This window comes from Bdellovibrio sp. HCB274 (genome assembly GCF_047306075.1).
In the GTDB taxonomy this organism is placed as follows: domain Bacteria; phylum Bdellovibrionota; class Bdellovibrionia; order Bdellovibrionales; family Bdellovibrionaceae; genus Bdellovibrio.
Map to the genome: position 1 here is coordinate 3,677,257 of NZ_CP178623.1, position 12,988 is coordinate 3,690,244.

12 protein-coding genes are annotated in these 12,988 nt (G+C 45.8%); 5 read left to right on the top strand and 7 right to left on the bottom strand.

Features of this window, described 5'->3' with window-relative positions; translation table 11 throughout:
* The first annotated feature begins 102 nt into the window (after window positions 1-102).
* The 4 genes from ACLWNV_RS17880 (at window position 103) to ACLWNV_RS17895 (ending at window position 4,263) form a co-directional block, all read left to right on the top strand.
* Window positions 103-474: a TraR/DksA family transcriptional regulator gene (locus ACLWNV_RS17880; RefSeq protein ID WP_413585808.1), complete on the top strand. Its 372-nt coding sequence runs from the start codon at window positions 103-105 to the stop codon at window positions 472-474.
* Between the two features lie 201 nt (window positions 475-675).
* Complete coding sequence (locus tag ACLWNV_RS17885; protein WP_413576366.1) at window positions 676-1,047, top strand: TraR/DksA family transcriptional regulator; 372 nt, start codon at window positions 676-678, stop codon at window positions 1,045-1,047.
* Window positions 1,048-1,186: 139 nt separating this feature from the next.
* Window positions 1,187-3,592, top strand: a complete 2,406-nt coding sequence (gene lon / locus ACLWNV_RS17890) for an endopeptidase La (protein ID WP_413585809.1) — start codon at window positions 1,187-1,189, stop codon at window positions 3,590-3,592.
* A gap of 152 nt (window positions 3,593-3,744) precedes the next feature.
* On the top strand, window positions 3,745-4,263 hold the full coding sequence (locus ACLWNV_RS17895) for a thermonuclease family protein (RefSeq protein WP_413585810.1): 519 nt from the start codon (window positions 3,745-3,747) through the stop codon (window positions 4,261-4,263).
* Here the strand turns inward: ACLWNV_RS17895 and ACLWNV_RS17900 are convergent.
* Together ACLWNV_RS17900 and ACLWNV_RS17905 are read right to left on the bottom strand one after the other, a co-directional pair.
* Window positions 4,193-5,017 carry a hypothetical protein gene (locus tag ACLWNV_RS17900; RefSeq protein WP_413585811.1) on the bottom strand — a complete coding sequence of 275 codons (825 nt, stop codon included), beginning with the start codon at window positions 5,015-5,017 and terminating at the stop codon, window positions 4,193-4,195. The genes ACLWNV_RS17895 and ACLWNV_RS17900 overlap by 71 nt on opposite strands.
* Before the next feature lie 80 nt (window positions 5,018-5,097).
* Window positions 5,098-5,523 (bottom strand): hypothetical protein, encoded by a 426-nt coding sequence (locus ACLWNV_RS17905; RefSeq protein WP_413585813.1) that lies wholly within the window; start codon window positions 5,521-5,523, stop codon window positions 5,098-5,100.
* 326 nt (window positions 5,524-5,849) lie between these two features.
* Here ACLWNV_RS17905 and ACLWNV_RS17910 point away from each other — a divergent pair, with 326 nt between their 5' ends.
* Window positions 5,850-7,052, top strand: a complete 1,203-nt coding sequence (locus ACLWNV_RS17910; protein ID WP_413585814.1) for a patatin-like phospholipase family protein — start codon at window positions 5,850-5,852, stop codon at window positions 7,050-7,052.
* 116 nt (window positions 7,053-7,168) lie between these two features.
* Here the strand turns inward: ACLWNV_RS17910 and ACLWNV_RS17915 are convergent, their stop codons facing one another.
* From ACLWNV_RS17915 to ACLWNV_RS17935, 5 genes are read right to left on the bottom strand one after another with little or no spacing between them, the layout of a single operon-like run.
* Entirely contained in the window at window positions 7,169-8,629 is a 1,461-nt protein-coding gene (locus ACLWNV_RS17915; RefSeq protein WP_413585815.1) for an NADH-quinone oxidoreductase subunit N, read from the bottom strand.
* A complete protein-coding gene (locus tag ACLWNV_RS17920) occupies window positions 8,629-10,197 on the bottom strand; it encodes a complex I subunit 4 family protein (protein WP_413585816.1) in 1,569 nt (522 codons plus the stop codon). The genes ACLWNV_RS17915 and ACLWNV_RS17920 overlap by 1 nt, the downstream gene beginning before the upstream one ends.
* Before the next feature lie 3 nt (window positions 10,198-10,200).
* Window positions 10,201-12,132: an NADH-quinone oxidoreductase subunit L gene (gene nuoL / locus ACLWNV_RS17925; protein WP_413585817.1), complete on the bottom strand. Its 1,932-nt coding sequence runs from the start codon at window positions 12,130-12,132 to the stop codon at window positions 10,201-10,203.
* Window positions 12,133-12,137: 5 nt separating this feature from the next.
* Window positions 12,138-12,461: an NADH-quinone oxidoreductase subunit NuoK gene (nuoK, locus tag ACLWNV_RS17930; RefSeq protein WP_413585818.1), complete on the bottom strand. Its 324-nt coding sequence runs from the start codon at window positions 12,459-12,461 to the stop codon at window positions 12,138-12,140.
* Complete coding sequence (locus ACLWNV_RS17935) at window positions 12,451-12,987, bottom strand: NADH-quinone oxidoreductase subunit J (RefSeq protein ID WP_413585819.1); 537 nt, start codon at window positions 12,985-12,987, stop codon at window positions 12,451-12,453. The genes nuoK and ACLWNV_RS17935 overlap by 11 nt, the downstream gene beginning before the upstream one ends.
* Window position 12,988: the final 1 nt, after the last annotated feature.

The following is a 12,988-nucleotide window of genomic DNA, read 5'->3' on the forward strand; positions in this document are numbered from 1 at the left end:
TAAATTTATTTAATGACCTTTTTTTAACCGGCCCCCTGACCCTTCCTGTCTAAGGAACACTAAGCGGCAAACAAGTCGCTAATCCTAAAGAAGGGGGCTGTTATGACAAAGCAAATCACAGAAAACATTGTTACTGAGTGCCGTAAGAAACTAATCCTTACAAAACAAGATATTCTGAATCGCATCAGAACAGCTCAATCCAATTTCGTACGCTCGGAAAAGTCTGGCGACGAGGGGGATGTTTCGGTAGCTCACATCGAGGAGCACACTTTTTTAGTTTCACAAGAGCGCATGAGAAATCAACTGCTCGAAGTCGAGATGGCCCTGGCGCGAATAGAGCAGGGAACTTTTGGATTATGCGAAGAAACTGAAGAGCCCATTGAAGCGGAGCGTTTGCTTGCAATTCCTTGGACTCGACTCAGCATTGAAGGTGCCGAGATGCGCGAAGCTTTTGGCAGAAAGTTTGCTCGCTGAAAAAATCTGTTTCACTTTCTGTTTCTGTTTCACTTTCTGTCTCGACACTTTTCCTCTCATGGCTATGCGGCAAAGCGGTGCTTACTAATTCGTCACGCACTGCTTTTTTGGTGACACTCCTCTCATCCCTCGTAATAACAGGCTCAATTTTGGGCACGTCTCGCGAATAGCGTGACGGCGATCATCATATCGGGGGGTGAGATGAACGCGACCGAACTAAGTACGGTAGAACTTGAGACATTGAAAGAATCTTTGCTTTTGCAAAAGGGTTCGATCCTGAACAAGTCACACGAGTTCAAAGAAGAACAATCCAGCATCAGTGGAGCTGGCGATGAAGCAGAAGTTGCTTCTCAAGATGTTGCAAATAACATCTCCATCCATTTGCATGAAAGAGACCGCACGGCTCTTTACGCTATCGAGCGCGCGCTAGGTAAAATCTCCGAGGGGACTTACGGCCAGTGCGAAGCTTGTGGCGAATTGATCGGTGCACGCAGACTTCAGGCCAGACCTTTCACAGCCCTATGTATTGAATGCATGGAAGAGCAGGAAAGCCACGCGAATCTTTTTCAGTAATTCGGAAACTCTCACTGGACGAGTGACCCACTGACACGGATGTCAGTCCAATTTTTCATATTTTCATTCAAGCAATTCTCAGCACGCTCCGAAAAGTCTCATACATGAAACATTTCCCGCATCAACGCGGAGGAGCGGTATGAGTTTTGACGATAAAGTTCTAGAAATCCCACAGACACTTCCAATGCTACCTGTGAGAGACATCGTTGTTTTCCCCTACATGATCATTCCATTATTTGTAGGTCGTGATTCCTCGATCCGTTCAGTTGAAGAAGCTTTGGCAAAAAATCGCCTGATCTTCCTTGCTTCACAAAAAGATATCTCTGAAGAAAATCCTACTCCAGACTCCATCTACACAGTTGGTACGATTGCGATGATCATGAGAATGCGCAAGCTTTCTGATGGCCGCGTAAAAATCCTGATCCAGGGTGTAGCTAAGGGTCGTGTTAAAAATTACTCCAAGACTTCTCCTTCTTTCGAAGTTGCTGTTGAGAAGATCGAAGAGATCCCAAATCAAAAATCAGTTGTTGAAAACGAAGCTTTGATCAGAACTGCAAAAGAGCACATTGAACGTATTATTGCTCTTGGCCGTCCTCTTTCACCGGACATCTTGTTGGTGCTGGATGATGTCACTGATCCAGGTCGCATTGCTGACTTGATCGCTTCTAATCTTGGTATCAAAGTTCAAGACGCTCAAAAAGTTCTTGAGACTCATGATTCCACAGAAAGACTGAAAATCGTTACTGAGATTCTGGCTGCAGAACTTGAAGTTATGCAAACTCAAGCCAAGAATCGTCCTAACGCTAAAGACGACGCTAACAAAAATCAACGTGAGTACTTCTTGCGCGAGCAAATGAAAGCGATCAAGAACGAACTTGGCGAGCAGGATTCTAAATCTGAAGAGATGGATGAATTGCGCGACAAACTTACGAACGCTGGCATGCCTTCGCATGTAGAAGCTGAAGCGATGAAACAATTGGGTCGTTTGGAGCGTATGCATCCAGATGCATCTGAAGCTACAATGGTTCGTACATACCTTGACTGGATGGCGGATCTTCCTTGGAGCAAAAAATCTGAAGATCATATCGATCTTAAGCGCTCTAAAGAAATCCTTGATGAAGATCACTACGAGCTTGAAAAAGCTAAAGATCGTATCATGGAATTCCTGGCTGTTAGAAAATTGAAACCAGACCTTAAAGGACCAATCTTGTGCTTTGGTGGTCCTCCAGGTGTAGGTAAAACGTCTTTGGGTAAATCTATCGCTCGCGCGATGGGCCGTGAATACTTCCGTATCGCTTTGGGCGGCGTGAAGGATGAAGCGGAAATCCGTGGTCACCGCCGTACTTACGTAGGTGCGATGCCAGGTAAAATTATCCAGGCTCTTCGCCAGGCGAAAACAAATAATCCAGTTATCGTACTAGATGAAGTTGATAAATTGGGTTCTGATTTCCGCGGCGACCCTTCAGCAGCAATGCTTGAGGTTTTGGATCCGGAACAAAATGCGACTTTCCGTGATAACTATTTGAATGTGGATTTCGACCTTTCAAACGTGTTGTTCATCGCTACTGCTAACGTGTTGGAGAACATCCCACCAGCATTGCGTGACCGTATGGAAATCCTGAACATCCCTGGTTACACAGAGAACGATAAACTTTTGATCACAAAAAAGCATTTGATCAGAAGACAGATCGAAGCAAACGGTATCACTCCAGAGAACATCAGTTTCACTGATGAAGGTATCAAATACCTTATCGCTGGCTACACTCGCGAAGCAGGTCTTCGTAACCTTGAGCGCGAAGTAGGTTCTGTCTGCCGTAAAGTTGCAAAAATGGTAGTAATGGAAGAGGCAAAATTCGTAGAAGTAAACGCTACGACGGTACCAGAACTTCTGGGCCCTCCACGCTTCCAGCGCGACGACAAGATCGCTGACTCTCAAGTTGGTGTTGTGCAAGGTCTTGCATGGACACAAGCTGGTGGTGAAGTGTTGACTGTTGAAGCATTGAAAATGAAAGGTAAAGGACATCTTGCATTGACGGGCCAACTTGGCGACGTGATGAAAGAATCTGCTCACGCAGCAATGTCCTACGCTCGTGCTCACATGGAAGAACTGAACATTCCTGAAGACTTCTTTGAAAAGTACGACATCCATATCCATTTGCCAGCAGGTGCGATCCCTAAAGACGGTCCTTCTGCAGGTATCACTCTTACAACTGCGCTTGTAAGTTTGATGACAGGTACTCCGGTTCGTCACGATATCGCGATGACTGGTGAAGTGACTCTTCAAGGTCGCGTACTTCCTGTCGGTGGTATCAGAGAGAAGTGTCTTGCAGCTTTGAACCTTGGTATTACGAACATCGTGATCCCAATGGCTTGTAAGAAAGACTTGGCGGATATTCCGAAAGTTTTCAAAGACAAGATCAACTTCATCTTCGCTGAGAATCTTGATGAAGTGTTTGCAGTAGCTTTCGATAGAAATGCTGCGACTGACACGAAGAAGACTGGCGTAAAGAAAGAAGCTAAGAAAACTAAATCTCTAGCGGCGTAAGTCGTAAGAGTACATCGCCCCTCCCAAGTAAGATGTAGAAAAGGACTGAGCAATCAGTCCTTTTTTTTATTTTCAGCAACACCCTTCACCCTGTTGCTAATCCCACCTTTGCAAGATAGCATTTTCATATGAACTCTTCTTTGGGAACACCTATGAAATGCTTATCTTTACTTCTTGTTGCGATAATCTCGTTGTCCCTAAATACCGCCGAAGCCAAAAAGAAGAAAAAGCAGGTTCAGTTTCTAACCGGTGTCGTTCAAAAGTGCCATGACGGCGATACGTGCCGGGTAAATGTTAACGGCAAAATCGCCAAAGTTCGTTTTGCGGGAATTGATTGCCCGGAAATTTCCCAAAAGTACGGAAAGCAGGCTCGCAATTTCACCGAATCCGTTATCAAGGGCAAAGAAGTTAATCTTGAGTGTGACGGAAAGTCGTTCGATCGAATCACTTGTACGGTCTTTGTTAATGATAAGAACGTGAATCTGATGATCGTGCAAAATGGTTGGGCTTATGACTCCACCAAATATTCCAAGGGTCGCTATCTGGCTTCCGTTGATGAAGCCAAAGGCCGTCGACTGGGAATCTGGAGGGACTCTGATCTTACGAGCCCCTATTGCTATCGTCATAAGACGAATAAGAAATGCTCCCTTGATCGAAGCTATATGCCTTAGACTCCTCGAAAATTTCGGAAATCTCCCCGTTTTCATCAAAAATCACAATCTGCGCATCCATCTCGGCGACGCAAGCTTGTATGACTTCTTTCGGGGCGTACAATCCCACTTTGGTTAAAACATTCGCATCAACGCATTTGTCGGCGATAGCAGAAACTGTGTGGTAGTCACTGATACGATGGCGCAAGGGATGCAGGTAAAGAGTCGATGATTCATGATCATAAAGATTTCCGCGGGCTTCGGTGGTTGAAACCGCGTTTTTGAATAGTCCCAGTTCTTTTTCCACATTCGAACTGCTCATCCGCACATGGATGGATTTTTTAGGACAATTGAAGAAACGAATGCCCTCGGCCAGGTGAACCATCCCCATCAGAGTTTTGTTTTTGGCAGTCAATAAAGCCACAGCCTGATCCACGATATAACCGCGAATCAGACTGCGCAGATCCAGATTCTTGGATTCTTCTCGGAAAGGCTCGAAGTAACCATCCGACATCACGCTGGCATCAAGAGCGCTTTCCAGAACTTCAGCAACGGGCTTTGCCATCTCGAAGGAATCGTCACCCTCCACCATTAAAACCCTACAAATTTCGCTGCCACTGTCGTCAAGGTTAACTAAGGCTTCGATCTCAGTCAGGTTTTGTAAAACTAAAGTAAGAAGATGCTCGTGATCTCCGGGGGAAAAGATATTGATTTGAATAAAATCGCCCAACATGGGCCTTCCAGCCTGTGCCGTTACTACCAGTGATTTTTCCATATCAATAACGATAAAAGAAAAAGCCCCGGTTGGGATCAGCAACCGGGGCTTTGTGCAAGATAACATCTGTTTTTAAGGGATTAATGTTTAAAACCCTTCAGGCGGTCGTTTTCAGATTCAAGAACCCGAACCAGGGTTTTTAGATCTGTGACTTCATCCTTCAGTTGGAAGATTTGTTCTTCCTTTTCCTGAAGGATCTGCGTGTAAGCCTTCTTAAGTTCCACAAGAAGTTTATTCGCAGCAGTTAGGATTGGCTCATCCTTATTTACTTTAACCGTCTTTTCAGTAAGGTCCTGAGCCTTCATTTCATCCTTTGAAGAAGCCATTTCCGTTCCTTCTTTCATCATTCCTTGATGAGCACCCACCAAAGCAAGGTTTTCGCTTTCTTGGGAGGGGCGATGTACTCTTTGATGGGTACCCATCGGTTCATCCATGATGAAGTACTTGCCGTCTTCAAATCGGAATCTAATGTCGTCAGCTTTGATTCTTCGGCGGAGAGTACTCACACTAATTCTATACTTAGTGGAGTAGTCCATTAGCGGTAGCCAAGAACCATTCATCTCAACGTTCATTCGATCCCCTTTACTCACCCTGGCCTAAACCAAAGTGCAAGTAGCTAGCTTTTCGGAAATAGGTGGTCGCCTACTCAGCTTGCGTATTCAACCCTATCACAGGACTTCAGTCTGTCAAAGATAGTGTGACTACTTATTCAAATTCAACAAAAAACAGGACCTTCATCTGGCTATTCAGCGACTAGTCACGGTTCTAGGCTGGACCATGGTCTGACCAACCTTGCTCTCCACGACGTGTGATCACATACTTATGCTTAGTTATGCGGATAAAAGATAAAAAGAAGATAGCATTGGTCTTAAGTGGAGGCGGCATCAAAGCTGCCGCTTTCCACATTGGTGTTTGCCTGGCTTTACAAGAAAAAGGTTTCAAGTTTGCGGGCGGCACCAAAGAGATGGTGCGTCAGAATTTCGATCCGGATGATCCGATGACCATTCGTTGTTATGTCGGTTCAAGTGCCGGGGCATTTGTTGCTTCCATTTTGGGAGCTGGATATCCAATCGAATCTTTGATCAACGCATTTCAAATCGGTTCGGGTTCAACGCCGACCTTTGATAAAGATGATCTTCGCTATCTAAAGCCGATTTCTTATCGCAATATTTTTAACTTAAACTCCAGCGGATTGCTGAAGTTTATTCCCCGCACTTTGCTGGATAAAACCCTGGTTAAGGGTGGCGTTGAGTCCTTGATTAAAAACGGCCTGAAACTTAACGGCCTGTTTTCAACCAGTGGGATTGAAGGATATCTGCGCAAAGAAGTGCTTTTGGATAATGACTTTGCCCGCCTGGGTGTTGATCTTTTTGTGATCGGAACTCAGCTTAACCATACCCGCAAAGCCATCTTTGGAAATTTCCCAGAGTCCTATAAGACACCGAATCACATGTACATTAATTACGCACCGATCAGTACGGCGGTTGCGGCTTCGACTTCACTGCCTCCGGTTTTTGCTCCTTACGGAATCAAGCGACCAGAGGATGGAAAAGAGATCTTTTTCTATGATGGCGAGATTAGGGATACCCTTTCAACCCATGTGGCTGCCGATCATGGGGCTGATCTGGTGATTTCATCTTATTCGACCCAGCCATATCACTATACTGAGGAAATGGGATCGCTTCATAAGTACGGGATTCCATTGATATTGAATCAAGCTCTGTATCAGGTGATTCAACAAAAGATCGCGAAGCATATTCAGAATCAGAACGACATCAAAACTATCTACAACACTGTTGATGGGTACTTAAAACAGATCAAACTACCTGAAGATCAACGGGAAAAGTTGCTGGGGATTATTCGCGAAAGAGTCCATCACCGTCCGGAAGTGGATTACATCTATATTTCGCCACGTCCACAGAACTACGAAATGTTTTTTGTCGATCACTTTAGTTTGAACCCGGAGATTCTGGCGCGCATCGTTCGCATTGGATTCAAATCCGGAATCAACGTACTTCGCCAACACGATTTCTAGGTACGGACACACTTTTGGTAGCAACCCGGCGTCAAAAAAAAAGCCACAGCTTTATCACCGTGGCTTTTTGAGTTTTCAATGACACACCCTTGCTACCAAAGGTGTGTCCGTACCTTTTACAGGAGGCTGTTTTCTACGGCTGCGAATAGTGGGCCGGAAACAAAACCAAGGAATAGGATCGCGATGGCCATTACTACTACTGCAACTGTTGTTGCGTTTAGTGAATGCTCTGCCACGTCTGCGTTGCCATCTTTCATGTACATAACAACGATTGGGCGCAGGTAGTAGTAAACGGAAATCACGGAGCTAATCATACCCCAGATTGCCAACCACAAAAGGCCTTCACCGATCGCTGCATTGAACAGATAGAACTTACCGAAGAATCCAAGAGTCGGCGGAATACCTGCAAGTGACAACAGGAACGCTGTCATACAAAGAGCCATCAAAGGTCTTTGTTTCGCAAAGCCTGCAAGATCATCAATGTTTACGATATGGTTTTCAGATTTCTCCATCATGCTTGCAATTGCGAAAGCACCCAAAGTCATCAAACCGTAAGCCAACATATAGAAGATAACGCCAGCTGCGCCAAATGCAGCATCATCACTAACACCCGCCGTGATAACACCAACAAGGATGTAACCAGAGTGAGCAACAGAAGAGTAAGCGATCATACGTTTAAAGTTGTTTTGCAGAATAGCTGCCGTATTACCCACGATCATCGTGATAACCGCCAACCATTGAAGCATATCAAACAAGTGATCTGAACCCACTAAAGTGCGGGTTGCGATGACACGCAAGAATGCTGCAAAAGAAACTGCCTTAACCGCAGTCGCCATGTAAGCTGTGTGCGGAGTCGGAGCTCCTTGATAAACGTCAGGAGTCCAAGCATGGAATGGGGCAATTGAAACCTTAAAGCAGAAGCCAAGGATAACAAAACCCATACCGAACATGAATAAACGGTTTGTTTGAACAAGTTCCGCAGCCTGATCCATGAACGCCAGGATGTTTGTATTTCCAGTTGTACCAAAGATAAATGCCACACCATAAAGGAACAAAGCCGAAGCGAATGAACCCAGGATGAAGTACTTAAGAGCCGCCTCTTTGGAAAGTTTTTCCTCGTGGCTCATTGCGATCATCAGATAAAGAGACAATGACATCATCTCCAAGCCGATAAACACCATCAAAAGATCCACCGCAGATACCAGGATCAACATCCCGACCGCAGAAGACATCGCCAGGAAAATCAATTCAGAGAACTGCTTGCCTGTTGTCGCTGGATTTTCGTACATCATCACCATCGAAGCCGAAGCCGCAAACAATGCAATGATACCGATCCACTGAGTTACACCGTCAAAGATCAAGCCGTTATTGAAAGCTGTTTTGCCGGCGCCACCGAAAACGATCATCAAACCAACTGCGATCACCACACCCATCAACGCCTGACAAAGAGTGATGATCGGGTTTTGTTCGCGGTTACCACGAAGAACTTTTACTGTGATCGGCACAAGGCTTGCCAAAAACAAGGCAAGCATCGGAGAAACCAGAAGAATGTCGCTAAGACCAATATTCATATTCATTATTTATCTCCTTGTGCTGCTGCCGCAGATTGCTCTGTCGCTGCAGTCGCACCAGGTTGATTGATTGTCAGGTTGTAGGAGTTTCTGTTGTTCACCAAATGATCAATGCTGGCTTTGGAATAATGAAGGAAGTTGTTCGGGAACAATCCCATCCAGAAAACCATAATTACCAACGGAATCATTACAGCAATTTCGCGGGCATTCAGATCGTGAAGAGGGTGGTGTTCATCTTTAACCAACTCACCCTGCTCGCCAAAGAATACGCGCTTAAACATCCACAACATGTAAACCGCACCAAGAACCACACCCGTCACCGCAAAATACGCGAATACCGGTTGCGCCTGGAAAGTACCCATCAGGATAAAGAACTCGCCCACGAAACCATTTGTCATCGGAACTGCGATTGAAGACAGAGTGATGATAAAGAAGAAAATCGTGAACAATGGAAGTACGCCAGCCAAGCCGCCGTACTTGCTGATTTCACGGGAGTGCGTGCGCTCGTAAATCATACCGATCAGGATGAACAGAGCACCTGTTGAGATACCGTGATTCAACATCTGATACAAGCCACCCGTCATGCCGTAAGCATTGAACGCAAACAGACCCAAAAGGATGTAACCCATATGAGATACTGAAGAGTAAGCTACCAGTTTTTTCACGTCAGGCTGAACCATCGCTACCAGTGCACCGTAAATGATACCTACAGTACCGATCAGCATGAACAACCAAGCCCAGTATTCAGACGCTTCCGGGAACAATGGAATCACCCAGCGCATGAAACCGTAAGTACCCATTTTTAGCATAACCCCGGCAAGAATTACTGAACCTGGAGTTGGTGCTTCAACGTGGGCATCAGGCAACCAAGTGTGAACCGGGAACGCCGGAACTTTGATCGCGAAAGCCAGGGCAAACGCAAAGAAAAGAAGAGTTTGCAGGCTGAAGAACGTGCCGCCAACGAATGGAATCTGAAGTTTGTAGAACTCAAGCAAGCTTGCGCTCATCTGACCAGTAGCTTCCTGAGTCAGGTACATCATATAGATCATCGCAACCAGCATCATGACTGAACCGGCGAATGTATAGATGAACAACTTAACAGTCGCGTAAATGCGGCGTGCGCCACCCCAGATACCAACCATGAAGTACATCGGAACCAGTGCAAGCTCCCAGAATACATAGAAGAAGATTGCATCCATTGCCAGGAATGTACCAAGCATCGCAGTTTGCAGAATGAACATACAAACGTGGAAGCCTTTTACGCGCTCAGTGATCGATGTCCAGCTAGCCAGAATAATGATCGGCGTAAGGAATGTCGTCAAAAGGATCAACCACAAGGAGATCCCGTCGATCCCCAGGAAGTAGCTGATACCGAAACGTTCAATCCACATATAACGTTCAACCATTTGCAGGTTTGAAGTCGTCGAATCAAACTGTTGAAGCATCGCCAGGGACAATACAAATTCGATCACCGCAAAACCAAGCGCCAAAGGACGAATTGTCTTAGCGTTCGGCCAAACCGCGATGATCAAAGCAAACAAAAGAGGTAGAAAAACAATAGTACTCAGGATCATATCTTACCCCATGATCACGTATGAAAGGACAACAACGACACCGATACCGATGTACATTGCGTATTGCTGCATATTTCCGGTTTGAAGAGAACGAGCCAAAGAGCCCATGCCTCTTACCAAATCCCCTGCCCAGTATGTGCACTTGTCGATGAAATTCACGTCAACGTAGTACCAAGTGTTCTTACTTAGGTTAATCAAAGGATTAATGATTCCGCCGAAGTACGCTTCGTCCACGAAATATTTGTTATAAACCAGGTTGTAAACCGGCTTGATGCTTTCAGCGATTTTCTTAGGAGTCTCTGGAGACTTCACATAGAACTGATAAGCGATGATCGAAGAGATCAATGCCAAGCTCACAGAAGTACCCATCAAAACCCATTCAGTCGTTACATCAAAGTGGCCCAGGTCAGGAATCTTCGTGATTAGAGGGCTTAACCAGTGCTCCCATACATTTGGAATGTGACCCAAATGTTCGCCGATAACGTGCGGGATACCGATCCAGCCACCGATCACTGACAACACTGCAAGAACGATCAATGGAATCGTCATCAATGCTGGTGATTCGTGCGGATGAACATCAGATGGAACGCGGCTTTTGCCCCAGAAAGTCAAAGCCATCAAACGAGTCATATAGAATGCTGTCAAAGTCGCGCCCAAAGCACCTGCCGCCCAAAGGATTGGAGAACCCATTGGTGAGAAGAATGCATAAGCCAGGATTTCGTCCTTAGAGAAGAAGCCGGCAAATGGAGGCATACCGATGATCGCCAACCAACCCAACAAGAAAGTGATGTGAGTGATTGGAAGATACTTTCTAAGGCCGCCCATTTTCCGGATATCCTGTTCTTCGTGCATTGCATGGATCACAGAACCAGAACCCAGGAACATAAGGGCTTTAAAGAATGCGTGAGTCATCAAGTGGAACATCGCTGCGCCAAATGCACCTACACCGCATGCAAGGAACATATAACCAAGCTGGGATACTGTAGAGTAAGCCAGAACTTTTTTAATATCCCATTGGGTCATACCGATTGTCGCTGCCAATACTGCAGTTGCGGCACCGATCACCGCAATCACCATCATCGTGTTTGGAGCCATGATAAATAATGGATTCAAACGAACGATCATGTACACACCCGCCGTAACCATCGTCGCGGCATGGATCAAAGCGGAAACAGGAGTTGGACCGGCCATCGCGTCTGGAAGCCAAACATACAATGGAATCTGAGCTGATTTACCCGTGGCACCGATGAACAGGAACAAAGTTCCCAAAGTCAAAGCACCCATCCAGGAAGCTTCTACTGTTGTTGGAGCCAATGCATTTAGTTCAGCGAAATTCAGAGTTCCGAAAGTCATGAACAAAACGAACATGCCCAGCAAGAAAGCCGCGTCACCGATACGATTCGTGATAAACGCCTTCATACCCGCTGCTGCTTTTTCTTTATCCGTGAACCAGAAACCGATTAGCAAGTAGGAGCAAAGACCAACGCCTTCCCAACCCACGAACATCACCAGCAAGCTGTCACCAAGAACCAGCAACAACATATTAAAGATGAACAGATTCAGGTACGCGAAGTATTTCGCGGCACCCTTATCGTGGTGCATGTATCCGATCGAGAACATGTGAATCAAAGTACCAACGCCTGTGATCACCAGGATCATGATCGCGCTGATTTGATCGACTACAAATCCTGCGTTAACTTTAAACTTATCAACCGCCATCCACTCAAAGAAGCTGACTGCAATTCTGCGGGATTCCGCAGACATTTGCACCAGATCAACCACTAAAATGATCGAGCAGATAAAGGAGATTGCAACAGCCAGAGTCGCAATCACACCCGCCACATTGGCAGAGTGTTTTTTATAACGGAAACCATTGATCAGAAAACCAACCAAAGGACTTAGGATAACAATGGCCATTAAAACTGAATGATTCATTCGGCCTATCCTTTCAAGTGCTCGAAGAAGCGAATGTTCACTTCGTTAAAGCGTTTAAAGATCGATACTGCCAACGCCAGACCCACGGCCGCTTCCGCCGCTGCGATCGTCATAACGAAGAACACCATGATGTGACCTTCAAGAAGGCCCATGTATTTGCTGAACGCGATGAATGTCAAATTCACAGAGTTCAGCATCAACTCTACGGACATCAAAAGGACGATTACGTTACGACGAAGCAAAACGCCCGCCATACCCATAACGAACAAAATCGATGCTAGAACCAGATAGTGCGTAAGGCCGATATTGTTGATGAAATCAGCGTTCATGTGTTCCACCTTTACTGCGTGAAAGTGCTACTGCGCCCACAGCGATCACCAAAAGCAGGACGCCAAGAGCCTCAAATCCGAAGATATATTTTGTGAAAAGAATCTGACCAAGTGCCTTGGTTGTTTCCATGCCAGTGCCAACCATAACCGGGTTGTCAGTGGTTTTGAAATTAAGCAGGTTCACAGTTGCGTAGATTGATCCAAAGATCAGTCCCGCAAGCAATCCCACGGACATGATTTTCAAAATGCCCGAGAACTTCCCGCGTGTGAAAGCTGAGATGTCCTGTTTCAAGTCGAATAGCATGATAACCATCGTGAAAAGAACCATCACGGCGCCCGCGTAAACGATCAACTGAACGCCGGCGATAAAGAAAGCATTCAGGGTTACGAATAGCGCTGAAATACCAACCATAGTCATCGCCAGGCTGAGTGCGGAATAAATCGGATTCTTTAATAGGATCACCATCAGGCCAGAGCCCAATGTTACGATCGCCAAAAACCAAAATAGAAAAGCGTCTGCTGTCACT

Excerpts from the sequence above, each read along its gene's own strand:
- ACLWNV_RS17880 (WP_413585808.1), top strand. The coding sequence starts at position 103 with ATGACAAAGCAAATCACAGAAAACATTGTTACTGAGTGCCGTAAGAAA.
- ACLWNV_RS17885 (WP_413576366.1), top strand. The coding sequence starts at position 676 with ATGAACGCGACCGAACTAAGTACGGTAGAACTTGAGACATTGAAAGAA.
- lon (WP_413585809.1), top strand. The coding sequence starts at position 1,187 with ATGAGTTTTGACGATAAAGTTCTAGAAATCCCACAGACACTTCCAATG.
- ACLWNV_RS17895 (WP_413585810.1), top strand. The coding sequence starts at position 3,745 with ATGAAATGCTTATCTTTACTTCTTGTTGCGATAATCTCGTTGTCCCTA.
- ACLWNV_RS17900 (WP_413585811.1), bottom strand. The coding sequence starts at position 5,017 with ATGGAAAAATCACTGGTAGTAACGGCACAGGCTGGAAGGCCCATGTTG.
- ACLWNV_RS17910 (WP_413585814.1), top strand. The coding sequence starts at position 5,850 with ATGCGGATAAAAGATAAAAAGAAGATAGCATTGGTCTTAAGTGGAGGC.
- ACLWNV_RS17915 (WP_413585815.1), bottom strand. The coding sequence starts at position 8,629 with ATGAATATGAATATTGGTCTTAGCGACATTCTTCTGGTTTCTCCGATG.
- ACLWNV_RS17920 (WP_413585816.1), bottom strand. The coding sequence starts at position 10,197 with ATGATCCTGAGTACTATTGTTTTTCTACCTCTTTTGTTTGCTTTGATC.
- nuoL (WP_413585817.1), bottom strand. The coding sequence starts at position 12,132 with ATGAATCATTCAGTTTTAATGGCCATTGTTATCCTAAGTCCTTTGGTT.
- nuoK (WP_413585818.1), bottom strand. The coding sequence starts at position 12,461 with ATGAACGCTGATTTCATCAACAATATCGGCCTTACGCACTATCTGGTT.